The 24,172-nt window shown below is 76.7% G+C and carries 18 protein-coding genes and 1 pseudogene; 12 read left to right on the forward strand and 7 right to left on the reverse strand.

Going from position 1 to position 24,172, the window contains the following annotated elements:
- Nucleotides 1-8: 8 nt before the first annotated feature.
- Nucleotides 9-1,031: an LLM class flavin-dependent oxidoreductase gene (locus BM048_RS11845; RefSeq protein ID WP_090033355.1), complete on the reverse strand. Its 1,023-nt coding sequence runs from the start codon at nt 1,029-1,031 to the stop codon at nt 9-11.
- Between the two features lie 97 nt (nt 1,032-1,128).
- On the opposite strand from BM048_RS11845, the gene BM048_RS11850 reads away from it, so the two are divergent.
- The 3 genes from BM048_RS11850 to BM048_RS11860 all read left to right on the forward strand — a co-directional run bounded on the left by BM048_RS11850 (nt 1,129) and on the right by BM048_RS11860 (nt 4,261).
- Nucleotides 1,129-1,377, forward strand: a complete 249-nt coding sequence (locus tag BM048_RS11850; RefSeq protein WP_090033356.1) for a hypothetical protein — start codon at nt 1,129-1,131, stop codon at nt 1,375-1,377.
- Between the two features lie 159 nt (nt 1,378-1,536).
- Nucleotides 1,537-3,534: a PhoX family protein gene (locus BM048_RS11855; RefSeq protein ID WP_239078816.1), complete on the forward strand. Its 1,998-nt coding sequence runs from the start codon at nt 1,537-1,539 to the stop codon at nt 3,532-3,534.
- Nucleotides 3,535-3,595: 61 nt separating this feature from the next.
- Nucleotides 3,596-4,261 carry an aspartate/glutamate racemase family protein gene (locus BM048_RS11860; protein ID WP_090033434.1) on the forward strand — a complete coding sequence of 222 codons (666 nt, stop codon included), beginning with the start codon at nt 3,596-3,598 and terminating at the stop codon, nt 4,259-4,261.
- Nucleotides 4,262-4,287: 26 nt separating this feature from the next.
- Here the strand turns inward: BM048_RS11860 and BM048_RS11865 are convergent, their stop codons facing one another.
- A complete protein-coding gene (locus BM048_RS11865) occupies nt 4,288-4,968 on the reverse strand; it encodes a class I SAM-dependent methyltransferase (protein WP_090033436.1) in 681 nt (226 codons plus the stop codon).
- 200 nt (nt 4,969-5,168) lie between these two features.
- Between BM048_RS11865 and BM048_RS11870 the strand changes: the two genes are divergently transcribed.
- The 5 genes and pseudogenes from BM048_RS11870 to BM048_RS18795 form a co-directional block, all read left to right on the forward strand.
- Nucleotides 5,169-6,320: a zinc-dependent alcohol dehydrogenase gene (locus tag BM048_RS11870; protein ID WP_090033359.1), complete on the forward strand. Its 1,152-nt coding sequence runs from the start codon at nt 5,169-5,171 to the stop codon at nt 6,318-6,320.
- A gap of 81 nt (nt 6,321-6,401) precedes the next feature.
- The gene (locus BM048_RS11875) at nt 6,402-6,974 is read left to right on the forward strand and encodes a hypothetical protein (protein ID WP_090033361.1); all 573 of its coding nucleotides are present in this window, start codon (nt 6,402-6,404) and stop codon (nt 6,972-6,974) included.
- Nucleotides 6,971-7,504 carry an NYN domain-containing protein gene (locus BM048_RS11880; protein ID WP_239078815.1) on the forward strand — a complete coding sequence of 178 codons (534 nt, stop codon included), beginning with the start codon at nt 6,971-6,973 and terminating at the stop codon, nt 7,502-7,504. The genes BM048_RS11875 and BM048_RS11880 overlap by 4 nt, the downstream gene beginning before the upstream one ends.
- Before the next feature lie 57 nt (nt 7,505-7,561).
- Entirely contained in the window at nt 7,562-7,705 is a 144-nt protein-coding gene (locus BM048_RS18250; protein WP_175499527.1) for a hypothetical protein, read from the forward strand.
- Between the two features lie 104 nt (nt 7,706-7,809).
- Nucleotides 7,810-8,172, forward strand: a pseudogene (locus tag BM048_RS18795) (DedA family protein); the annotation flags it as partial.
- A gap of 171 nt (nt 8,173-8,343) precedes the next feature.
- Here the strand turns inward: BM048_RS18795 and recD are convergent.
- The 4 genes from recD to BM048_RS11905 all read right to left on the reverse strand — a co-directional run bounded on the left by recD (nt 8,344) and on the right by BM048_RS11905 (nt 18,478).
- Entirely contained in the window at nt 8,344-10,299 is a 1,956-nt protein-coding gene (gene recD, locus BM048_RS11890) for an exodeoxyribonuclease V subunit alpha (RefSeq protein WP_239078814.1), read from the reverse strand.
- Nucleotides 10,296-13,868: a UvrD-helicase domain-containing protein gene (locus BM048_RS11895; RefSeq protein ID WP_239078813.1), complete on the reverse strand. Its 3,573-nt coding sequence runs from the start codon at nt 13,866-13,868 to the stop codon at nt 10,296-10,298. The genes recD and BM048_RS11895 overlap by 4 nt, the downstream gene beginning before the upstream one ends.
- Nucleotides 13,865-17,446 carry an exodeoxyribonuclease V subunit gamma gene (gene recC / locus BM048_RS11900; protein ID WP_090033364.1) on the reverse strand — a complete coding sequence of 1,194 codons (3,582 nt, stop codon included), beginning with the start codon at nt 17,444-17,446 and terminating at the stop codon, nt 13,865-13,867. Before recC ends, BM048_RS11895 begins: the two co-directional genes overlap by 4 nt.
- A 96-nt stretch (nt 17,447-17,542) precedes the next feature.
- Nucleotides 17,543-18,478 (reverse strand): aldo/keto reductase, encoded by a 936-nt coding sequence (locus tag BM048_RS11905; RefSeq protein WP_090033365.1) that lies wholly within the window; start codon nt 18,476-18,478, stop codon nt 17,543-17,545.
- 18 nt (nt 18,479-18,496) lie between these two features.
- Between BM048_RS11905 and BM048_RS11910 the strand changes: the two genes are divergently transcribed.
- The 4 genes from BM048_RS11910 (at nt 18,497) to BM048_RS11925 (ending at nt 23,424) form a co-directional block, all read left to right on the forward strand.
- A complete protein-coding gene (locus BM048_RS11910; protein ID WP_090033367.1) occupies nt 18,497-20,143 on the forward strand; it encodes an ABC-F family ATP-binding cassette domain-containing protein in 1,647 nt (548 codons plus the stop codon).
- Between the two features lie 34 nt (nt 20,144-20,177).
- The gene (locus BM048_RS11915; RefSeq protein WP_139224437.1) at nt 20,178-20,612 is read left to right on the forward strand and encodes a hypothetical protein; all 435 of its coding nucleotides are present in this window, start codon (nt 20,178-20,180) and stop codon (nt 20,610-20,612) included.
- A 159-nt stretch (nt 20,613-20,771) separates the two neighbouring features.
- Complete coding sequence (dinB, locus tag BM048_RS11920; protein WP_090033441.1) at nt 20,772-22,073, forward strand: DNA polymerase IV; 1,302 nt, start codon at nt 20,772-20,774, stop codon at nt 22,071-22,073.
- A gap of 61 nt (nt 22,074-22,134) precedes the next feature.
- Entirely contained in the window at nt 22,135-23,424 is a 1,290-nt protein-coding gene (locus tag BM048_RS11925; RefSeq protein WP_342351380.1) for an AI-2E family transporter, read from the forward strand.
- Nucleotides 23,425-23,426: 2 nt separating this feature from the next.
- Here the strand turns inward: BM048_RS11925 and BM048_RS11930 are convergent, their stop codons facing one another.
- Nucleotides 23,427-24,035: a DUF998 domain-containing protein gene (locus BM048_RS11930; protein WP_090033371.1), complete on the reverse strand. Its 609-nt coding sequence runs from the start codon at nt 24,033-24,035 to the stop codon at nt 23,427-23,429.
- Between the last annotated feature and the right edge of the window lie 137 nt (nt 24,036-24,172).

Consider the following 24,172-nt stretch of genomic DNA (forward strand, 5'->3'; position numbering starts at 1 on the left):
GGCCCTGCTCAGCGCCAGCCCAGGGCCGGCGCCACGTGCACGAGCAGGCTCTCCAGCAGGTGGGCGTTGTACTCCACGCCGAGCTGGTTGGGCACGGTGACGAGGAGGGTGTCCGCCGCGGCGACCGCCTCGTCCTCCGCCAGCTCCCGCGCGAGCACGTCCGGCTCGGCGGCGTAGCTGCGACCGAAGATCGCCGGGTTCGGCCCGTCGATGTACCCGACCTGGTCGCGGTCCTGACCGCCGCGCCCGAAGAGGGCGCGGTCCCGGTCGTCGGTGATCGCCACGATGCTGCGGCTGACGGACACCCGCGGGGTGCGCTCGTGGCCCGCCTCGGCCCAGGCCTTGCGGAACGCCTCGATCTGGTGTGCCTGCTGGACGTGGAACGGCTCGTCCGACTCGGCGTCCTTGAGCGTCGAGCTCATGAGGTTCATGCCCTGCTGCGCCGCCCACACCGCGGTGGCGTCGGAGCCGGCGCCCCACCAGATCCGCTCGCGCAGCCCCTCCGCGTAGGGCTCGAGCCGCAGGAGCCCGGGCGGGTTGGGGAACATCGGCCGCGGGGCCGGCTGCGCGAAGCCCTCGCCCTCGAGCACCCGCAGCAGGACCTCGGTGCGCTCGCGGGCCATGTCGGCGGAGGTCTGCCCCTCGCGTGGCGCGTAGCCGAAGTAGCGGAAGCCGTCGACGACCTGCTCGGGCGACCCCCGGCTCACGCCGAGCTGCAGCCGCCCGCCCGCGATGAGGTCCGCCGCACCGGCGTCCTCCGCCATGTACAGCGGGTTCTCGTACCGCATGTCGATGACGCCGGTGCCGAGCTCGATCCGGCTCGTCCGCGCGCCGGCGGCCGCGAGCAGCGGGAAGGGCGAGGCGAGCTGGCGCGCGAAGTGGTGGACGCGGAAGTACGCGCCGTCGGCGCCCAGCTCCTCCGCTGCCTCGGCGAGCTCGATGGACTGCAGCAGCACGTCGGCGGCCGACCGGGTCTGCGAGGACGGGGACGGCGTCCAGTGGCCGAAGGAGAGGAACCCGATGCTCTTCACACCGTGCCGAACGCGGGGGCGGGCGGGTGGCATTCCGTCGCCGCTCCGCGCCCCCCGGACGGATGGCGTGTCGGACCCGGCGGGCAGGATGCGCGGCATGCCCGACTACCTGGCCCACGTGACGGTCCCCGACGTGCCCGACTCCGACACCCGCGACGGGATGCGTGACGCGCTCGGCGCGCTGCGTGACGACGCCCCGCCGGCGTTCGACGTCCCGCGCGCGGTGGTGTTCGAGGTGCGGGGCGAGGCGACGGACCTCGGGAGCGCGGTGCGCGAGGCGCGCGCCCATGCGCTCGAGGTCCTCGACGAGCTGCCGCACGAGGTCGAGGTGGTGCCGCTGGGCTGACCTCGTCTCCCGGCCGCCACGGCACGTTCACCCGCAGGTGTCATCACGGTCACCCGGCGGTCCCACGGCATTCCTAGCGTGGCGGCGTCACCCGGAACCCCCACCCGACCTGGAGCGACGATGACGCTGACCTCACCCGGACTGCGCCGGATGCTGCCGATGACCGGCCACACCATGGGCAGCCGGTCCGCGGCGACCTGCCACTACAAGTGCGGTGACGCCTGCCTGCGTGACGTCTCGAGCACCTCGACCGCGCCGCACTTCCAGGCGGTGGCGGAGACGGCGCTGTCCCGCCGTGCCGTGCTCGCGGGCATGGGGCTCGTGGCGGCCGTGGCCTCGGTGGGCTCGGCGGTGCTGCGCCCCGAGCGGGCGGCCGCTGCGGCGCGCACCGCCGCGTGGGCGCAGGTGTCGGACACCTTCGGCTTCGCGCCCGTGGCGCCGGTCGAGCGGACCGTCGACGCCTTCACCGTGCCCGACGGCTTCGACTGGCACCCGATCATCCGCTGGGGCGACCCCGTGGTCGCCGGCGCGCCGGCGTTCGACCTCGACGACCAGAGCGCCGAGGCCCAGGAGCAGCAGTTCGGCTACAACAACGACTACCTGGCGATCCTCCCGCAGGGCGACGGCACGGCCCTGCTCGTGGCCAACCACGAGTACACGAACGAGAACCTCATGGTCCCCGGCTTCGTTGACGAGGAGTCGCTCACGGTCGAGCAGCTGCGGACCTCCATCGCCGCGCACGGCATGTCCGTGGTGCAGGTGGAGCGCCGTGGCGACGACCCGCGCTGGTACCCCGTCGCGTCCCCGTTCGGCCGCAGGTTCAGCGCGCTGAGCACGCGGTTCCGTCTCACCGGTCCGGTCGTCGGCCACGAGCTCGTGCGCACGAGCACCAACCCGCGTGGCACGTCCGTCATCGGCACGCTGAACAACTGCGCCGGCGGCCACACCCCGTGGGGCACGGTCCTGTCGGGCGAGGAGAACGTCGACCAGTACTTCCGGGGGGACCCGGCCGCCGCCGACCCGCGCAACAACGAGATGTACGGCCTCGTCGGAGACGACGGCGAGGCGGGCACCGGCCGCTACTGGTGGAAGGTCGACCCGCGCTTCGACATGGCGCAGGAGCCGAACGAGTTCAACCGGTTCGGCTGGGTCGTCGAGATCGACCCGACGGACCCGTCCTCGGTCCCGCTCAAGCACACGGCCCTCGGCCGGTTCAAGCACGAGGGCGCGACGGTCGCCGTCGCGGCCGACCGCCGCCTCGTCGTCTACATGGGCGACGACCAGGCCAACCAGCACCTCTACAAGTTCGTCTCGAAGGGCAAGCTCGGCGGCAGCCTGCGCAACGGCTCCTTCCTGCTGCAGCAGGGGGACCTGTACGTCGCGCGGTTCTCGGCCGAGGGCGACCCGGCGGCCGACTACGACGGCACCGGCGAGTGGATCCCGCTGACCAAGGGCGGCCGCTCGATGGTCCCGGGGATGTCCCTCGAGGAGGTGCTGGTGTTCACGCGCCTCGCCGCGGCGGCGGTCGGCGCCACGCCGATGGACCGGCCCGAGGACGTGGAGCGCAGCCCCGTCAACGGCAAGGTGTACATGGCCTGCACCAACAGCTCCTCGCGGCAGGCTCCGGGCGTGGCGAACCCGCGCTCGAAGAACCGCTGGGGCCACGTCGTCGAGATCACCGAGGCCGGGGACGACGCCGGCGCGACGACCTTCACCTGGGCCCTGCCGCTGGTCTGCGGCGACCCCACGGACCCGTCGACGTACTTCGCCGGCTACCCGGCCGACCAGGTCTCGCCGATCTCCTGCCCGGACAACGTCACCTTCGACTCCGCCGGCGGCCTGTGGATCTCCACGGACGGCCAGCCGGGCTCGATCGGCCTCAACGACGCGCTGCACTACGTGCCCGTGGACGGCCCCGAGCGCGGGCACGTCCAGCAGTTCCTCGCCGTCCCGACCGGTGCCGAGACCTGCGGCCCCTGGGTCGACGTCGAGGACGGCTCGGTGTTCGTCGCCGTGCAGCACCCCGGGGAGACGGAGGGCGCCGCGGTCGACGTGCCGACCTCGACGTTCCCCTACGACGGGTCGTCGAGCCGCACGCCGCGCCCCAGCGTCGTGCAGGTGTACCGCACCACCGCCGGGGCGATGCCGCAGGGCTGACCCCCGCTCCCACGCGCCGGCCGGTGCCGTCCTCACGGGCGGCACCGGCCGGTGCGGCGGGCTGCACTCCGCCCGCCTGCTGCTCGCGTCCGTCGACTTCGCCGAGATCGAGGCGCTGCAGGTCGCGGGGGAGTGGGACCGGGCCGGTGACGTGCTCGCGGACGTCGCCCGAGGGCTGGTCGCGGGCGGCGCGGAGCTCCTGCTGCTGTGCACGAACACGATGCACCTCGTCGCCGACCAGGTGCAGGCCGCGGTCCCGGTGCCGCTGCTGCACGTCGCGGACGTCACCGCGGCGGCGGTGCGCCGTGAGGGCGTGGCGACCGTCGGGCTGCTGGGCACGGCCTTCACGATGGAGCAGGCCTTCTACCGGGACCGGCTCGAGGGGCACGGCCTGCGCGTGCTGGTGCCGGATGCCGAGGACCGCGCCGAGGTGCACCGCGTCATCTACGACGAGCTGTGCCGCGGCGTGGTCCGCGAGGAGTCGCGGCAGGCCTACCGGGAGGTCATCGCCCGTCTGGTCGCCGCAGGTGCGCAGGGTGTCGTCCTGGGCTGCACGGAGATCGAGCTCCTCGTCGGCGCGACCGACAGCCCGGTCCCGGTCTTCCCGACGACGCGCCTGCACGTCGAGGCGGCCCTCGACGTAGCGCTCGATCGAGCGCTCGACGGGACGCCCGAGACGGCGCCGGCCGCCGACGTGGCGCCCGCCCCGGAGGCGCCGCCCTCCTGAGGTCCTCGGCGAGGTGACGGGCCGCGCTACGCCGAGGTACCGCTGCGGCCCCCGGAGCCACGGCGTGTCGTGGCGCCTCGACGCGCCCGCAGCACCACGTCCTCGGTGTGGTGGCTGCCGGCTCCCGTGGAGAGGTCCCGGGGGCGGCGCTCGTCGACCTCGACCTCCCAGCCGTCGCCGAGCAGCCGGGCGACGTCTGCGGGCAGGACGTACTCGGCCAGGTCGAAGCCGGCCGTGCGGGCGGCGTCGTCGTCGACCGCGTGGTGGACGACGAGGAGCATGCCGCCGGGGGCGACTGCCGCGAGCAGCGCGCGCTCGGCGGCGTCGTCGTCGGGGGACGTGCGCCGCAGCGCGGGGTACTGCGCCGAGACGAGGTCGAAGGCCCCGGACGGGAAGCGCGCGTCGAGGAGCCCGGCGTGGAGCCAGGTGACCGCGACGCCCGCCTGCTCCGCGTGCCGCGCGGCGCGGTCGAGCGCCACACGGGACACGTCGAGGGCGGTCACGTCCCACCCGCGCCCGGCCAGCCACACCGCGTCGGCCCCCTCCCCGCACCCGACATCCAGGGCGCGGCCCGGCGTCAGGTCGGCGACCTCGGCGACGAGGGCGCCGTTGGGCGTGCCGCTCCAGAGCTTCTCCGCCTCCGCGTAGCGCCCGTCCCACTCGGCCGCCGTCGCGGGATCCAGCTCTGCAGGGGGGAGGTGCGCCATGGGCAGCAGGATCACGGTCGCCGGCCGTCGGTGTCACGGGCCCTTGCCGACCGGGCAAGAACGCGGGTGGCCGTCGTCGCGCTGACGGGGCCGTCCACCGGAGCCCGCCCGGTTGCGGCGGCGGGCGCGCGTGCGAGGGTGGGCGGACGCCGCCGCCCTGCAGCCCCCGGGGCCGGGTCGGCGCCGGCGAGGGGACCCGCATGCGCGCGATGACCTACCGCGGTCCGTACAAGATCCGGGTCGAGGAGAAGGACCGCCCACGGATCGAGCACCCGCGCGACGCGATCGTCCGCGTCACGCTGGCGACGATCTGCGGCTCCGACCTGCACCTGTACCACGGCCTCATGCCCGACACGCGGATCGGCCACACGTTCGGCCACGAGTTCGTCGGGATCGTCGACGAGGTCGGGCCCGCGGTCGAGAACCTGCAGGTCGGCGACCGGGTGCTCGTGCCGTTCAACGTGTACTGCGGCACCTGCTTCTTCTGCGCGCGCGGCCTGTACTCCAACTGCCACAACGTGAACCCCAACGCGACGGCCGTCGGCGGCATCTACGGCTACTCGCACACGACGGGCGGGTACGACGGCGGCCAGGCCGAGTACGTGCGCGTGCCCTTCGCGGACGTCGGCCCGACGCTCATCCCCGAGTGGATGTCCGACCGGGACGCCGTGCCGCTGACCGACGCCGTGTCCACGGGGTACTTCGGCGCGCAGCTCGCGGACGTCGTGGAGGGCGACGTCGTCGTCGTGCTGGGGGCGGGGCCCGTCGGGCTGACGGCGGCGCGGTCCTCCTGGCTCATGGGCGCGGGGCGCGTGATCGTCGTCGACCACCTCGACTACCGGCTGGAGAAGGCGCGCACCTGGGCCTACGCCGAGACGGTGAACTTCTCGCAGGTCAAGGACGTCGTGCTGACGCTCAAGCGCATGACGGACGGCCTCGGGGCGGACGCGGTGATCGACGCCGTCGGGGCCGAGGCCGACGGCAACCTGCTGCAGCACGTCACGGCCGCGAAGCTCAAGCTGCAGGGCGGCTCCCCGATCGCGCTCAACTGGGCCATCGACGCGGTGCGCAAGGGCGGCACGGTGTCGGTCATGGGTGCCTACGGGCCGATGTTCAGCGCCGTGAAGTTCGGCGACGCCATGAACAAGGGCCTCACGCTGCGGATGAACCAGACGCCGGTCAAGCGCCAGCTGCCGCGCCTGTTCGAGCACGTGCGCAACGGCTTCATCACGCCGAGCGACCTGCTCACCCACACCTTCCCGCTCGACGACATCGCCGAGGCGTACCACGTGTTCGCCACGAAGCTCGACGGCTGCGTGAAGCCGGCGATCGTGCCCGGCGGCGGGCAGTGACGCCCGCAGTGACGCCCGTCGGTCACCGCGAGGTGCCACCCCGCGACGACGCGCCGACGACGAGCTGACGAGGAGACGACCATGCCCTACACCGCCCGCAAGCCCCCGCTGCCCGAGACCCCTGAGCAGCTCCGCGCCCGCATCCCCGGCTGGGGCGTGGACCTGGACCCGCGCGACCGGCCCGCGTTCCCCCGCGAGGTGCCCGACGAGGCCGTCATCGCGGCCGACGCCCTCCCCGAGGCGCAGCCGGAGGACCGGCCACGCGAGCGCTCGATCGAGCACATGCGTCTGACGCCCGTGTTCGGGACGGCTCAGCCGCTGCACGGCGTGTCGGGGGCGGTGCGCCGGCTCGCCTACGCGCGGTTCTCCGAGGCCCGGGCCGCGCACTGGCTGCTGCTCCTGGCCGGGGACCGCATCGAGTCGGCCGGGGCGCACGTCACCGCCCTGCTGCAGGGGAAGCCCGACGACCTCCTGCGTGAGACGGGCGTGCTCGGCGAGGTGGGGGCGCACCCCGTGCGGTCGCGGACCGGTGAGCACCGCGCGGACCTGGCGCACGCGCCGCTCGACCCGCTCGTCGTGGTGGGGCCGTGGCTGGTCCCCGCGGCGCTCGCCGTCCTGGGGGTGCGGGCGGTCCTGCGGCGCGCACGGCGGTGACCGGCGGCGCGCCCGACTCCGACGCGACCGACGTCGTGGCCGACGCCGAGGCGACCGACGTCGCGCCCGACACCGACGTGACCGCCGACGACGTCATCGCCGACCTGACCGCCGACGAGGTCGTCGCCGACGTGCTCGTGGTCGACGCGGCGAACGTCGTCGGTGCCCGGGCCGACGGCTGGTGGCGCGACCGGGCGGGCGCTGCCGCGCGGCTCGTCGCGGCGCTCGCCGTGCTGCCGGAGCGGCCCGCGCGGGTCGTCGTGGTGCTCGAGGGACGGGCGCGGGACGCGGTGACCGAGGCCGCCGAGGCCGCCGGCGTCGAGGTGGTCCGTGCCGCGCGCGACGGCGACGACGCCGTGGTCGACGCCGTGCGGTCACGGGTGCGACCGGGCGTCGACGTGCTCGTCGTGACGTCGGACCGCGAGCTGCGGGCACGGGTGGAGGCGGAGGGCGCGCGGGCACGGGGCGCGGGGTGGCTCCAGGGGCAAATCGACGCGGTGCACCGCCCCGGCCGGACACCGCGCGTTTGATCGACATTCACGCATAACCTATTGACGTTCGATAGGTGTCTGCGCCAGGGTCGGTGCATGACCGTCGCTCCGAGCGGCCCCACCGGGCGTCTCGCGCCGCCGATGCGCGCCACGTCCGGCCCCACGCACGACCTCATGCACGGCCTCACGCATGGCTTCACGACCGGGCTGACGACCGGGCCGGTCTCGTGCCCGCGCTGACCGACGCGGTCACCGCGCTCGCGGGCACGCCGTGGGCCCTCCTGGTGCTCTACGTGCTCACGGTCGTCGACGGGGTGCTGCCGCCGCTGCCGAGCGAGGCCGCGGTGCTGGCCCTCGCGGCGCTCGCCGCGGGCGGGCCGGCGCTCGACGTGCTCCTCGTCGGCGGCGTGGCCGCGCTGGGCGCCTTCACCGGGGACCAGGTGGCCTACACGATCGGCGCGCGGCTGCCCGTGCGGCGGTCCCGGCTGCTGCGGTCCTGGCTGCGGCGTTCCCCGCGGCTGCGGCGCTCGCTGCGCCGCGCGGGCGTGGCGCTGCGGCAGCGAGGGGCGGCGGTGGTGCTCCCGGCGCGGTTCGTGCCCGGCGCGCGGGTCGCGGTGGCGCTCGCGGCCGGCGCGACGGGCATGTCCCGGCGGCGGTTCTGCGCGATCACCGCGGTCGGTGCGGTGGCCTGGGCGACGCTCATGGTGAGCATCGGAGCGGGGGCGGGTCACCTGCTCGACGACCGGCACCCGTTCCTCGTCGTCGCGGCCGGGGTGGTCGGTGGGCTGCTCGTCGGCGCGGTGCTCGACCGGGTGCTCCAGGCGGCGTCCCGCCTCGCGGGACGGCTCGCGGCGCGGCGGGCGGGGCGACGAGGTGCGTCAGCCGGGCCGCGGCGCGGTGCCGACGGAGGACGGGAGCGGCTCGCGCAGGCCGCTGGCGCGCCGGACGGGCTGCTCGACGGCGCGACGCACCGCCTCCTCGCCGCCGATGACGCGCACGTGCTCGCGCGCGCGGGTGATGGCGGTGTAGAGCAGCTCGCGGGTCAGCAGCGGTGAGGCCGCCGGCGGCAGCAGCACGGTGACGCGGGCGAACTGGCTGCCCTGGCCGCGGTGCACGGTCATGGCGTGCACGGGCTGCACGGCCGGGAGCCGGTAGGGCCGCACGAGGACGGGGGCGGCCGGGTCCCCGAACGCGACGACGGTCCCGCCGGACCCGTCGTCGAGGACGACGCCCGTATCGCCGTTGGACAGCGCCGCGACCGGGTCGTTCTCCGTCACGAGCAGCGGCGTGCCGGGGGGCCACGCACACGGTGCCCGCCCACGCCACGACGGCTCGGCCTCCGCCAACCAGTGCTCGACCACCGCCGCCCACCAGGCGACGCCCGCCGGCCCCTGCCGGTGGGCCAGCAGGAGCCGGTGCCGTGCCAGCGCCGTCAGCGCGCCGGCCGCGTCGGCCGTCCGGGCGGCCTCCGTCAGCGCCCGGCCGGCCGCGAGCACGTCGGCCCGCAGCCCGCCGAGGTCCTCGGCGGCCGGCCGCGGACCCGCCGGCTCGACGAGCTCTCGCGACGCACCACCGGCGCGGAGCAGGGCCACCGCGGTGTCGGCGTCCCCGCGGCGGACCGCCTCCGCGAGCTCGGCCAGCTCCGTCCCGAACCGGTGCACGCGCTCGAGGCGCACCACGCCGGCCGGCAGCGCCGCGACGAGGTCCGCCAGCACCGCGCCGGCCTCGACGCTGCTGAGCTGGTCCGGGTCCCCGACGAGCACGACGTGTGCGCCGGGCCGGACCGCCGCCAGGAGCCGCGCCATCAGCGTGAGCGACACCATCGAGGACTCGTCCACGACGACGAGGTCGTGCGGGAGCCGGCGGCCGGCGTCGTGCCGGAACCGCGTGGTCGTCCCCGGCAGGGGTCCGAGCAGCCGGTGCAGGGTCGTGGCGCGCACCGGCCCGACCGCCGCGCGGTCGGCGGGGTCCAGGCCGCGCAGCTCTGCCTCGACGGACTCCTGCAGGCGGGCGGCCGCCTTGCCGGTCGGGGCGGCGAGCGCCACGCGCAGGGGGCCGCCCGTGCGGGTCGAGGCCAGGGCCGCGACGAGGCGTGCCACCGTCGTGGTCTTGCCCGTGCCGGGACCGCCCGTCAGCACCGTCAGGGGCAGGCGGGCCGCCGTGCGAACGGCGTCGCGCTGGCGCTCGTCGTCGGCCCGGGGGAAGAGCCGGAGGACGGCGCCCTCGACGGCGGCCCCGTCGTGGGCGGACGCGGACGGGGAGGCGGCCACGACGCGGCCGGCCGTGAGCGTGCGGACGGTCAGCTCGTCGCGCCAGTAGCGGTCGAGGTAGACGCGGCCGTCGACCCACCGCACCGGACGGTCGGCGGGTCCCTCCGGACCGTCGGCGACGAGGCGGCTGCGGCGCACGGCGGCGTGCCAGCCGTCGGGCCCGGCGAGATCGGGCCACGGCAGCGGGACGGCACCCCCCGACGCGGCACTCCCCGACGCGGCACTCCCCGACGCGGCACTCCCCGACGCGGCACCCTCCGTCGCGATGTCCTCGTCGACCGGCAGGGCGGCGACCTCGTCGAGCCGGACGCAGACCGAGCCGCCCCGCACGGCGCGCACCGCCAGGGCCACCGCGAGCAGCACACGCTCGTCGGCCTCCGCGACGACGGCGGCGAGCCGCCGCGCGACGTGGACGTCCGCGGCGACGAGCAGCCCGGCGGCGACGAAGGGGGCGAGCAGCCCCTCGGCCCGCCACGGCACCGACCCGGGGAGCGCGAGGCCGGACGTGCCGTTCTCGGCAGCCATCGGGGTCAGCGGCGTCCCGTGCGCGGTGGTGCCCGTCATGGCTGCCGTCCGTCGAGGAGGTCGGACAGGGCGACCACGAGCGCTGCGGGCGGTCGCCACGCCATCACGCCGCACGGCGCACCGCCGAGGACGGGGGTGGCGGGACCCGCCATGCCGCGCACGAAGAGGTAGAGCCCCCCGCCGAGGTGCTGCTCGGGGTCGTAGCCGCGCAGCCGCCACCGCAGGTACCGGTGCAGCGCCGCCGAGTAGAGCAGCAGCTGCAGCGGGTAGTGCGCGTCGAGCATGGCCGCCACCATCGCCTCCGGGCGGTAGTGCCACGTCGTCAGCGACTCCCCGGCGGTCCCCAGCCGGTTCGTCTTGTAGTCGACCACCAGGTACCGGTGCCCACCCGGCACCGACCGTCCGCCCTCGTGGTCGTCGACCGGCACGCGCAGTACCGCGTCGATGCTCCCCGTCAGGTATCCGGACAGGCGGCCGGCGGCCAGTGCGCGGTCCTCGAGCCGCTCGGCGTACCCGGCGAAGGGGTCGTCGGGGGGCAGGTGCGTCCGCAGCAGCGCCGCGAGGTCGCCGACCCGGGCGGGCGTGCGCACGGCCCCGTGGCCACCGACGGCGACGTCGCCGCCCGCCAGGGGCAGCTCGAAGTCCAGCTCGGCCAGGCGGTCGCCCGGCGCGACATCGGCCAGGGTGCGACCGTCCGCGAGCGCTCCGAGCGGGGTGCGCAGCACCGGCAGCAGCGCGGCAGCGAGCACCTCGGGCGTGACGCCGGCCGCCGCCGCGGTGCCCGCCTCGGTGCAGCGGGTCGTCAGCTCCGCGTCCAGGTCCGCCGCTGCGGTGTCGACCGTCTCGAGGACCTCGTGCACGAGGGTGCCGAAGCCGGTCCCGCCGGGCAGGTCCGCGAGCGGGGACGGCAGGGCTCCGGCGGCCGCGGCCGCGGTCGCGTCCGCGAGGTCCGCGAAGGGGTCGAGGGGCAGCGCCGGGGCGTCCTCCGGCTCGTCGATCACGACGCTCGTCTCGGGCTCGGAGGTGACCCCCGCGCCGCCCGGCCGTCCCACGAGGCCTGCGCCGCCATCTACGCCCGTGCCCGCTGCCGTCCCCGCTCCCGTGCCCGACCTGGAGCCGACCGCGCCACCGGGGCCCGGCGGGTGGGCCGCGTCGTGGGCGGCGGCCGTGAGCGCCGAGTAGGACGTGCGGCGCCAGCCCGTGTCCGGCACGCGGTCGAGCACGGCGACGTCGAGGTCCGCACGGACCACGGGCGGCGGCTCCCAGCGCTCGACCTCCGGCGGTCCCGCGACGAGCTCCAGGGCCAGGGCCGCGCCGGCGGCGACCACGTGCTCGCGTAGCCGCACGGTGGCGACGTCGTCGGTCATGGCGCGCACCAGGTCCGCGGGCCGGCCGTCGGCGTCCCGCCCGCCGAGCAGCAGCCGGGTCAGCGGCGCCCGGCCGGAGTTCCGGCTGGGCGCCCACCAGAGCACGAGCTGGCTGGCGGCCCGCGTCATGGCGACGTACGCCAGGCGCAGCCCCTCGCCCGACTCGTCCTCGGCGGCGGCCGCGCGGGCCTCGTCGTAGCCCGGGCTGCCCTTGCCGCCGACGTGCAGCACGCGGGCGTCGTCCCGGTGCAGGGTGAGGGTCTCCGGGTTGTCGGGCGTCCACCGGTCCCAGAGGTAGGGCACCAGGACCACCGGGAACTGCAGCCCCTTGGCGGCGTGCACGGTGATGACCTGCACCGCCGCGGCATCGGTCTCCAGGCGTCGGCTGCGCTCCTCCGCGTAGTCCGTCGCCGCCTCGGCGATGCGTTCGCGCAGCCACTCCAGGAGCGACGAGGGGCCCATGCCCTGCCCGGTCGCCGCCGCGTGCAGGGCCTCGCCGACGTGCCGCAGGTCCGTCAGGCGCCGCTCGCCGTCCGGCAGCGCGACGAGGCGCTCGCGCACGCCGGCGGCCGCGGTGGCCTCGACCAGCGCGGCGACGCCGTGGTCGGCGAGCAGCCGCGCCCAGCCGCGCACGCGGTCGTCGAGCCGGTCCCGGGCGGTGCCGTCGGCCCCGGCCAGATCGGTCGCGGACCAGCCGACGAAGGGACCGAGCGCCACCGCCGCCGTCAGGCCGCGGACCCCGGGACGGGCCAGCGCGGACAGCAGCACGAGCCAGTCCTGCGCGGCCGGCGTCCCGAAGACGCTGGTCAGCATGGAGGTGACCGCCGGCACGCCGGCCTCGACGAGCGCCGCCTGCGCGGACAGCGCGTCGGCGTTGCGGCGCGCGAGCACGGCGACGTCGCCGGGGCGCAGCGGGCGTCGGGTCCCGTCGGCCCCGACGACCGTCGTGGTCCGCAGCCGCCGCACCACCTCCGCCGCGACGTCCGCGTGCACGAGCGCACGCACCGCGCCGACGGCCGCGTCCTTGACCCCGGTGGTCCCCAGCGCGGCGCGGGTGACCTGCCGGACGACGACGGCAGGCCCGCCCTCGAGCCGCCGGCCGGTCCGTCCTGCCTCGACGGGGTGCACGACGATCCGCGGGTCGCCCAGCGCCGTGCCGCGCAGCAGCGGCGCGAGCCCGGCGAGCACGTCGGGGTCAGCGCGCCAGTTGCGGCCCAGGGTCGACGTCGACGCCTCCGCCCGCGCCCGGAGGTAGGTCACGACGTCGGCGCCCCGGAAGGCGTAGATGGCCTGCTTGGGGTCGCCGATGAGCACGAGCGTGCGCGAGCCGTGGAACGCGGTGCGCAGGATCTCCCACTGGACGGGGTCCGTGTCCTGGAACTCGTCCACCATGACGACGCGGTAGCGCGCGCGCACCCGCTCGGCGGCGGCGGGCCCGGTGGCCGGGTCGGCCAGCGCGTCACGGAGCAGGACGAGCAGGTCGTCGTAGTCGAGGACCCGGGCGCCGCGCTTGCGCCGCGTCATCTCGCGCCGCGCCGCGAGCGCCAGACGCACGGCGTCCCCGGCGCGCGTGCCGGGGTCGGCGTCGGCGGGCTCGACGGTCGCGCCGTGGTCGCTGACGGCCTCGTGCGCGACGCTCCGGGCCAGCGTGACCGTCAGCGTCGGGTCGGAGGTGCCGACGTACTTGCGCAGGTAGAGGTCGTCCACCACCTCCGCCTCGAGCGCGGCGACGTCCGGCAGCAGCGTCGCGTCCCGATCCACGTCGCCGACCGTGCCCAGCGTCGCGAGCATCTCCTGGCAGAAGCCGTGTGTCGTGGTGATCGTGGCGGCGTCGAACGCCGACAGCGCGTCCGCCAGGCGCTCGCCGCGGCGGTGCCGCTCGTCGTCGTCGACCGCGGCCAGGTGCCGCACCACGTCGTCCGACGAGGTGCGGGCGTCGGAGCCGCGCAGCGCGGCCTCCACCTCCAGCAGCCGGTCCCGGACGCGCTCGCGCAGCTCGGACGTGGCCAGCCGTCCGAAGGTCACCAGCAGCAGCTCCGGCAGGGTCGCCACACCCTCCGCGACGTAGCGCGCCGCGAGGGAGGCGATGGTGGTGGTCTTGCCCGTGCCGGCGCTCGCCTCGAGCACGACCGTGCCCGTGGGCAGCGGTCCGCAGACGTCGAAGACCGGCGGGGCGACGGCCGTCGTCGCACCGGTCGCCGGAGGTACGGGTGACGCCGCCTCGGGGGCCACCCCGCTCACCGCGGCACCACCTGCTCGTGCGCCAGGAGGTCCTCCCACAGCGCGACGGACAGGGCGCCGAACCGCGTGGGGTGCCCCGGGGCGCGCGCGGCCTCGGCAGGCGTCGGACGCGGGGCGAGGACGTCGTCGGCCGACATGCCGGCGCCCCACACCTGCACGTGGTAGCCGTCGGTCAGGTCGAAGCCGCCGGCGCCGCGGGCGGCGTCCTCGGGCGTGCCCAGCTCGGCACGCGCCGCAGCCTCCGCGTCGTCGGCGGTGGCCGCCGGACCGGTGAGGGCGCGGGCGTAGGCGCAGGACGCGGCGAGCGGGAGCGGCAGCACCTCGCGGCGGGCCGCGTCGTGCAGCACGACGAGGTCGGCCAGCAGCCGGGCGGCCCGGTCCGGTGCCGGCGCGGCGAGGAGGGCCGCGCGGTTCGCCGACCCGCTACCGGGGCCGCGGCCGATGGTCGTGGCGCTGAAGGTCCGGCCGGGCAGCGCCGCTGTCAGTGCGAGCAGGCCCAGCCACGCGCGCAGGCGGTGCTTGGCGGCGAGCCGCGACAGCACGACCCGGACCAGCACGTCCCCGCGGACGCCGTCGACCGTCCCCGTCAGCCGGCGACCGGTGACCACCTGGCCGTCAGGTCCGGGGTGCGGCGGCAGGGTGAGGGCCACGTCGAGGGCCACGGGGTCCGCCGCCAGCGCGTCGCCGGCGGCGTCGAGCACGCCCTGGACCCGCTGCCGAACCGTCCCCATGACCGTGCCGCCCAGCTCGCCGGGCGGCACGTGCCCCCGCCGGCGCTCGGCTGCGACCGCGGCGTCGAGCCCGGTCCCGGCCAGCACGGTCGCCAGCACGCGGTTCCCCACGTCCCACATCGCGAGGCCGTCCAGCTCGAGGGGCAGCCGGTCCTCCAGCGGCGGCTCGTCGCGCGGCGGCACGACGCCCAGCCGCCCGCGCACCAGGGCGCGGACCGGGTGCTCGAGCACGACGACGAGGTCGTCGAGGTCGACGTCGGGCACCCCGCTGCTGACCGTGGCGGTGGTGGCGGTGGTGGCGGTGGTGGCGGTGCCGGACGTCGGGGCGGCGTCCGCGCCGGCCGGGCCGAGGGGGGCCGGGAGGAACGGGGCGGCGGCCGTGCGCGGCTCCCGGGCCCGGCGGGCCGCGGCCAGGTCGACCGCATCGAAGCTGAAGGGGCCTGGCCGCCCCAGCGCGCCGTCGACGAAGTTGCGCTCGTCGACGGTCTGCAGCGGGTGCCGGACCACCCGCGCCCGGGCGTCGCGCCCGTCCGTGGACGCCACCGCGTCGTCGAGCGCGTCCAGGAGCTCGCCCACCGGGACGGCCGGCGGACGGCGGGCACCCGTGCGCTCGTCCGCACCGGCGTGGACCACGACGAGGTGGTCGGTGGCGCTGAGCACGGCGTCGAGGAAGAGCTGGCGGTCCTCCTGGCGCCGGTCCCGCTCGCCCACCAGGGGTCGCCGCGCCAGCACGTCGTCGCCGTCGGGGCCGCCGCCGCGGGGGAACGCGCCGTCGTCCATGCCGAGCAGCGCGACCACGCGGTGGGGGACGGCGCGCATGGGCGCGAGGCTGCACACGGTCAGCGCCCCGGTCCGGAAGCCGGAGCGGGTGGGCCGGGCGCGCAGGCGTGGCTCGAGGGCGGCGGCGACGTCCGGCAGGCGCAGCTCGGGGTCGCCACCGTCGGCGGACGTGCGGCGCAGGTCCGCCAGGACGCGCTCCGCCTCGACCGACTGCCACCGGTCGGCCGGCGCCACGTCGGTGAGGAGCGCGAGCGCGTCCGTCAACGCGTCGCACCACGCCGTCGCGGGACGCGTGCCGTCGAGGGACGCGAGCACGGCCGACAGGCGGTCGACGAGCTCCGTCAGCCGGCCCACGAGGTCCACGTCCGTGCTGCCCACGTCGTCGACGGGCAGGGCGTGCTCCACGTACCGGCCGTCCTCCTCCGCCATCGCCACGCCCAGCGCCAGCCGGTCCAGCGCGGCGGACCAGGTGCCCTGGGCGACGCGGCCGAGGCCGTAGCGCGCGCGCCGACCCGTGTCCTCCCCCCACCGCACCCCGGTCTCGACCGCCCACGCCCGCACCCGGTCGAGGTCGGCGTCGTCGAGGTCGAAGCGGCGCCGGACCGGTGGCTGCCCCGCCAGGTCGACGACCGCCGACGCGGTGACGCGGGACGCGGCGAGCTCCAGGAGGGTCGCGAGCACGACGAGCACGGGGTTGGCACGGGCGGGTGCACGGTCCGCGATCCGCACCCGCAGCGTGCGCCCGGGGTGGTCCGCTGCGACAGCGGACGAGCCGCCCGGACCGTCCACCGCGGCCTCGCCCGTCGCGACCGGGCCCAGCACGGCCTCGACGAGCGGCGCGAACGCCTCGACGTCCGGGCACAGCACGACGACGTCGCGCGGCTCGAGCGTGGGGTCGTCCGCCAGCAGTCCCACGAGGACCTCGCGCAGCACCTCGACCTGGCGCGCGCGGCCGTGGCACGCATGGACCTGGACGGTCCGGTCCTCGGCCGCAGCCACGTGCACGGGCCCGCCCCGACGGTCCTCCGCCAGGCGGGTCTGCAGCGCGCCGAGGACGGTCGTGGGCCGCGGCCGTGCGGGCAGGAGCTCCACGTGGTCCGGCCCGGCTGCCAGGACCCGGGCGCCGAGCTCGACCGCGTCGCCGGCCGTGGCGGTCAGCAGCCGGTGCCGGGCGACCCGTGGCAGCGCGGCCCGGGCCAACGGCGGCCGCAGGTCCAGGTCCGCCAGCCGCTGCCACAGCGCCAGGGACGGCTGCGGCAGCCACAGGTGCACCTCCCGGTGGGCGGCGAGCGCCCCGAGCACCCGCAGCCCCTGCGCGGGCAGCGCGGTGGCGCCGAGCACGGACACGCGGGCCGGCAGGTCCACCAGGCCCGGGTCGGCGACCAGCGCCGCGACGGCGTCGTCGAGCCGCTCCGCCGGGGCCGGGACCCCCAGGCGCTCGCGGACCGCGCGCCAGAGGCGGGCCTGCCAGGCGAGGTCGGGTGCGAGCGGCGCGCCCGTGCCGTCCTCGTCGTCGCCCGCCGCCCACGCGACGACCATGGCCGGGCGTTCCTCGTCGTACCGGACGAGGAGGCGCGCCAGGTGCTGCGCGAGCGGGAGCCGCCGGCCGCGACGGACGTCGTCGTCGGGCGTGCCGAGGTGGCGCACCACGGGGGCGAGCCACGGCTCCTCGGCCCTCTCGTCCAGCACGGCCAGCACCGTCCACGCCAGCGCGGACCGGGACCACGGGTCGCGCTCGCCGTCCGGGTGGCCCACGACCGCGGCGAGGGCGTCCGCCACGAGCCGCCGCGGGGGGTCGAAGCGCACGTTGGCGCAGATCCCGTCGCCACCTCCCTCGCCGTCGGACCCGAGGCGCCGCGCCAGGCGCTGCGCCACCCACCGTTCCACGCCCCGCGTCGGCACGGCCACGACGTCGGGGACGAACGGGTCCGCGGGCACGTCCGCCAGCACGGCACCCAGCGCGTCGACCAGCACGTCGAACCGCTCGGCCACGTGCACCCGCAGAGCACCCCTGCGGACGCCGACGCCTGCGCCCCCACCTGCGGCGTCGCCGGCTGCCCCTGTCATGCCGGCGATGCTAGGCCAGGGGTCCGACACGACCGCCGGTCGCGCCGTCCCCTGTGGACGCCCGCGGTCAGGACCGGACCAGCGGCAGGCCCGGCGTCACGGGACGATGTGCCCCGCCGTCCGGAACAGCTCGTACCACTCCGCCCGCGTCAGCGGCAGGTCCGACCCCAGCGCCGCGTCCGTCACGCGCTGCGGCGTCGTCGTCCCGAGCACCACCTGCATCTGCGCGGGGTGCCGGGTGATCCAGGCCGTCGCGACGGCGATGGGCGGCACGTCGTACCGCGCCGCCAGCCGGTCGATGACCGCGTTGAGCTCGGCGTAGTCGGGGTTGCCGAGCAGCACGCCGGTGAAGAACCCGGCCTGGAACGGGGACCACGCCTGCACCGTGATGTCGTGCAGGCGGCAGTAGTCGACGATCCCGCCGCCGTCGCGGACCACGGACTGGTCCTCGGCCAGCATGTTCGCGGCCACGCCCTGCGCGACGAGCGGCGCGTGCGTGATGGACAGCTGGAGCTGGTTGGCGACGATCGGCTGCGTCACGTGCTTCTTCAGCAGGTCGATCTGCCGCGGCGTGTGGTTGGAGACGCCGAACGCGCGCACCTTCCCGGCGGCGTGCAGCTCGTCGAACGCGCGCGCCACCTCCTCCGGCTCGACGAGGGCGTCGGGCCGGTGCAGCAGCAGGATGTCGATCCGGTCGGTCCGCAGGGCGCGCAGCGACCCCTCGACCGAGGACGTGATGTGCTCGTAGGAGAAGTCGAAGTAGCCCTCGTCCTTCACGATGCCGCACTTGGTCTGGATGGTCAGCGCGTCGCGCTCCGACGGCGTCAGCGCCATGGCCTCCGCGAACCGCTCCTCGCAGCCGTGCAGCGTGCTGCCGTAGATGTCGGCGTGGTCCACGAAGTCGATGCCCGCGTCGCGGGCGGCGTGCACGAGGGCGCGCACCTCGTCGTCGGTCTTGTCCTGGATGCGCATGAGCCCGAGGACGACGTTCGGGGCGCTGATGTCGGTACCGGGCAGGGTGAGGGTCTTCACACCGACGAGGATGGACCCATGACGGCGACCGTGCAGGCGAAGGGTGTGGGGGCGGGCTTCGGGGACCGGGAGCTGTTCACGGGGGTCGAGCTCGTCGTCGCGCCCGGGGACGTGGTGGGTCTCGTCGGGCCGAACGGGGCCGGCAAGAGCACGCTGCTGCAGGTCCTGGCCGGCCGTCGCGCGCCGGACGCGGGGACCGTGAGCGTCTCCCCGCCCGACGCGCGGCTGGGGTACCTCGCGCAGGAGGTGGAACGGCTGCCCGACGAGACCGTGCGCGCCCACCTCGAGCGGCGCACCGGCGTGGCCGCCGCGCAGGCGGCGATGGACGCGGCGGCCGACGCGCTGGGCGCCGGCGAGGCCGGCGCCGACGACCGCTACGCCACCGCCCTCGAGGACTGGCTGGCCCTCGGCGGCGCGGACCTCGACACGCGGCTGGGGCAGGTCGCGGAGGAGATCGGGCTGGGCGTCGACCTCGACGCGGCGATGACGTCCCTGTCCGGCGGGCAGGCGGCGCGCGTGGGCCTGGCCGCGCTCCTGCTGTCCCGCTACGACCTCTACCTGCTCGACGAGCCGACGAACGACCTCGACGCCGCCGGGCTGGACCTGCTCGAGGACTTCGTCGCCAGGTCCGAGGCGCCCGTCGTCGTCGTCAGCCACGACCGCGAGTTCCTCAGCCGGACCGTGACGAGCGTCGTCGAGATCGACCGCAGCCTCCAGCGCGTCCTCGTCTACGGCGGCAGCTACGACGCCTACCTCGAGGAGCGCTCGACGGCCCGACGCCGCGCCCGCGAGGCGTACGAGGAGTACGCCGGCCGACGCGACGCCCTGGCTGCCCGCGCCCGCATGCAGCGCGCGTGGATGGAGAAGGGCGTGCGCAACGCCCGCCGCAAGGCCACCGACAACGACAAGCACGTGAAGGCGTTCCGCGGGCAGACCTCGGAGAAGCAGGCGGCGAAGGCCCGGCAGAGCGACCGCGCGCTGGAGCGCCTGGAGGTGGTGGAGGAGCCGCGCAAGGAGTGGCAGCTGCAGATGTCGATCGCCGCGGCGCCGCGGGCCGGTGCCGTCGTGGCCACCGCGCGGGCGGCGGTCGTCGAGCGCGGCGGCTTCCGGCTCGGGCCGGTGGACCTGCAGCTCGACTGGCAGGACCGCGTCGCGGTGACCGGTCCCAACGGTGCCGGCAAGTCCACCCTGCTCGGCCTGCTGCTGGGCCGCGTGCGTCCGACGAGCGGGGACGCCGGCCTCGGCCCGGCGGTGCTCGTCGGGGAGGTGGACCAGGCGCGCGCGCTGTTCGAGGGCGACGAGCCGCTCGCCGACGCCTTCGCCCGCCAGGTGCCGGACTGGACGGGCGCGGACGTGCGCACGCTGCTGGCGAAGTTCGGGCTCGGGCGCCACCACGTGCCGCGGCCCGCGTCGTCGCTGTCGCCGGGGGAGCGCACACGGGCGGCGCTGGCGCTGCTGCAGGCCCGGGGCGTGAACCTCCTCGTGCTCGACGAGCCCACGAACCACCTGGACCTGCCCGCGATCGAGCAGCTCGAGGCCGCCCTGGAGGCCTTCGACGGCACGCTGCTGCTCGTCACGCACGACCGGCGGATGCTCGAGACGGTGCGGCTGACGCGGCGGCTGCACGTGGAGGACGGGGTGGTCGAGGAGGTCGCCGCGGGGTGAAGGGGTGACGCCGGGGCGTGCGACGCTGTCGTCCATGGCCTTCTTCCGCCGCCGCGACCGCGTCCGGGCCGACCTCGTCGAGGGCTTCGCCGTCACCGAAGCGGTCGCGCTGCAGACGGCGCTGGTCGGCGCGCTGCGGCCGGCGGAACGGGCGTCCGGCGCGGCCGTCCCCGCCGAGCTCGTGCTCGAGGCCGGGCTGGACGGGCGGGTCGTCGTCGTGTGGCGCAACGCCGTCGTGGGCTTCGTCCCGCCGGCGCGCGAGCGGGAGCTGGCCGTGCGGGTGGCGGGGGCGGGCCGCGCCCTGCTGACGGTCGCCGGGGCGGTGCACCGGGACGGCCCCTCCGGTCCGTGGCGGGTGTGGGCGGGGCCGGTCCCGCCGGCGGGCTTCCCGCGGCCCGCGCCCGACGAGGACCGCCTCGCCCCGCCGCCCCGGCGCGTGCTCGGCATCCCGCTCACCGACGGGCCGTAGGGCCACCGCGGCCGACCGGCGGCAGCAGCGCCGCGGCGGGGCTGGTGCGATGTCGGTGGCCGGGTAGAACATGTGTTCGTGAGGACGACGAGAGGCGACCGGCCGGCAGGCGGAGCAGCGCCGCCCGCGACCGGCGACACCGCGGGCGACACCGGGGAGGTGCGCCGGCGCGCGGCGATCCTGCACGCCGACCTCGACGCCTTCTACGCCTCCGTCGAGCAGCGGGACGACCGGCACCTGCGCGGGCTGCCCGTGGCCGTCGGCGGCGCGGCCGGTGGCGGCGTCGTGCTCGCCGCGTCCTACGAGGCGAAGCGACGCGGCGTGCGGACGGCGATGGGTGGGCGGCAGGCGCTCGCCATGTGCCCGGACCTCGTCTTCGTCCGGCCGCGCTTCGACGCCTACGTCGAGGCGAGCCGGGCGGTCTTCGCGGTGTTCCGGGACACGACGCCGCAGGTGCAGGCCGTGTCCATCGACGAGGCGTTCCTGGACGTCGCGGGTCTGCACCGGATCGACGTGCCGCCCGTGGACATCGCCGCGCGCGTGCGCCGGCGGGTGGCGCAGGAGGTGGGGCTGCCCATCACGGTCGGGGTGGCCCGCACGCCGTTCCTGGCGAAGGTCGCCAGCCGGGTGGCCAAGCCCGACGGGCTGCTGCTGGTCGACCCCGACGGGGAGGACGCGTTCCTGCACCCGCTCCCGGTCGAGGTGCTGTGGGGGGTGGGCGAGGTGACGGCGGCGAAGCTGCACGCCCACGGGCTGCGCACCGCGGGGGAGGTGGCCGCCCTGCCGGTGGGCGTGCTCGTCGGGCTGCTCGGGCCCGCAGCGGGTGCGCACCTCCATGCCGTCGTGCACGGCCGCACGCCGGTCCGGGTCGTCACGGACCGGGCGCGCGGGTCGATCGGCGCCCAGCGGGCGATCGGCCGCGGCCCGCACGAGGACGCCTTCGTCCGGGCGGCGCTGCAGGGCCTCGTGGACCGCGTCTGCCGGCGGCTGCGGGCGGCGCGGTCGACGGCGCGCACCGTCGTGCTGCGGCTGCGGTTCGGCGACTACACGAAGGCGACGCGCTCCCGATCGCTGCCGCAGGCCACGGCGTCGACGGCCGACGTGGCGGCGGCCGCGCTGCGCCTGCTCGACGAGGCCGGGCCGCTGGTCCGCGAGCGCGGGATCACGCTCGTCGGGGTCGCGCTGACCGGCCTCGGCTCCGACGCGTACCTGCAGCCGGCGCTGGCGCTCGACGGGCCGGACCGGACGGGCGTCGACGCGGCCCTGGACGCCGTGGCCGAGCGGTTCGGGTCCGGGACGGTCCTGCGCGGCAGCCTGCTGCGGCGGGGGGAGGGCTTCGAGGCCCCCCTGCCCGACGAGGGGCCGCCACGCGCGAGCCCGCCACGCGCGAGCCCGCCACGCGTGGCCCCGCCGGACGCGACCCCGCCGCGCGGGACCCCGCGACACCGTCCCGAGATGTGACCGTGACCGCGCCGCCTTACTGTCGAAGGCGATCCCCGTCCCCAACGCCCGAGGCGTCCCCGTGAACCCCCTGCGTCGTCGCGCCACAGGTGCACAGCCCACCACCCCTCGACCCGACGGCGGGACCGGTGAGACCGGAGGCCGCACGGTCACGGACCGGTCGCTCGCGGCACCGACGGGGGCCGCGACCGCGCCCTCGTCGGGGACCGGCGGCCGCGGCTCGACCGCGATCGGGCGTCCGTCGCCGTGGCAGGACACCCTCGGACGGGCCGGGGTCCGGTCGCTGCAGCTCCTCGCCGTCCTGGCGCTCGTCGTCGTCGTCGCCTTCGCGATCAGCCGGTTGACGCTCGTCGTCATCCCCGTGCTGCTGGCCCTGGTGCTCGCGGCGGCGATCCACCCGCTCGTCGCGCGCTTCGAGAAGGTGATGCCCGACATCGTGGCCACCTGGCTGGCGCTGCTGCTGCTCGCGGCGCTGCTGACGGGGATCATGGGCGCGGTCGTCGTGGCCGTGCTGCGCCAGTGGGACGAGCTGTCGGACTCGGCGGTCGAGGGTGCGCAGCAGCTCGTCGACTCCCTGTCCGGGCTGCCGTTCGACATCAGCAGCCAGCAGATCGAGGACCTGCGCGACTCCGCGACGGCGTTCCTCACCTCGAGCGCGTTCGGCACGGGCGCGATCGCGGGGGTCTCGGCCACCGCGAACTTCGTCACCGGCCTGGTCTTCATGCTCGTCGTGCTGTTCTTCTTCCTCAAGGACGGGCCGCGCATCTGGTCGTTCTTGCTGCGGCCCTTCGAGGGCGAGCCGTACCTGCGGGCCCGCCGCGTGGGCACGCGGACCGTGCACACGCTGGGCGGGTACATCCGCGGAACGGCGATCGTCGCGGCGGTCGACGCGGTCGGCATCGGTGTCGGCCTGCTCATCCTCGGGGTGCCGCTGGCGATCCCGCTGGCCGTGCTGGTGTTCCTGCTCGCGTTCATCCCGCTCGTCGGCGCGACCCTGGCGGGCGTGCTCGCCGCGCTCGTCGCACTGGTCACCAACGGCCCGACGGACGCGCTCATCGTCATCGCGATCGTCGTCGGGGTGAACCAGATCGAGGGCAACTTCCTCCAGCCCGTGGTCATGGCGCGCTCGCTGGCGCTGCACCCGCTGGTCATCCTCATCGCGCTGACCGTGGGCACGGTGCTCGTCGGGATCACCGGGGCGGTGCTGGCGGTGCCGATCGCGGCCTCCGTCTGGGGCGCGCTGCAGGTGTGGAACGGCCCGCACGAGCCGGCCCATCCCGTGGCGCGCAAGGAGCGGCCGCCCGTGGAGGGGCAGGTCGCGGAGGGGCAGGTCGAGGCCTCGAAGCCCTGACGTCAGGGGCCGCGCCGGCCGGCGCGCAGGAGCACGACCGCCACGAGCGGCCACAGCGCCTGCGCGCCGGCCACCGCGCGTTCGGACAGCCCGACGAGGTCGCCGGCGCCGGGGACGAGCGCCTGCAGCTCGACGACGAACCACACCAACAGCCCGACGAGCACCACGGCGGCGACCGCTCCCACCCGCGGCGCCAGCGGACCGCGGCCGCCAGGCCGGACCGCCGCCGCCGGCCACACCGCCAGCGCGACGAAGGCGACGCCGGCCGCGAGGCCGTGGGGCCGGGGCGCGGCGTCCACGGGCAGGGCCCCCACCACGGCGGTCGCCACGCCGCCCAGTGCGTGCAGGGCCCGGGCGGCCCGCGGCAGGGGGCGCAGCGCCAGCGCGGTGGCGACGTGCGCGACGCCCGTCACCACGAGACCGGTCGTCATGACCCAGGGTGCCGTGGCGGTCGTGGCGGCCAGCGCGCTGATCGTCTCGCGCACGGGGTCGAACGAGGGTTGGAGGGCCGCCGCCGCGAGCCACCCGCCGACCATCGCGACGGGCGCGAGCACGGCCGGCACGGGTGCCCAGCGCGGCAGGGCAGGGGTGTCGTCGGGCGAGGCGCTCACCGCGCGACCGTACCGGCGCGTCGCCGCCCGTCCCGTCGCGCCGCAGCGGGTCGAACGGCAGCGACTCGCGGACCGGCCGAGCCGGGGCCGCGCCGACGCCCGCACCGGCGCGCCGGAGGCCCACCATGCGTCACGGT

The sequence above is a fragment of the Cellulomonas marina genome (assembly GCF_900111925.1).
Classification (GTDB): Bacteria; Actinomycetota; Actinomycetes; order Actinomycetales; family Cellulomonadaceae; genus Cellulomonas; species Cellulomonas marina.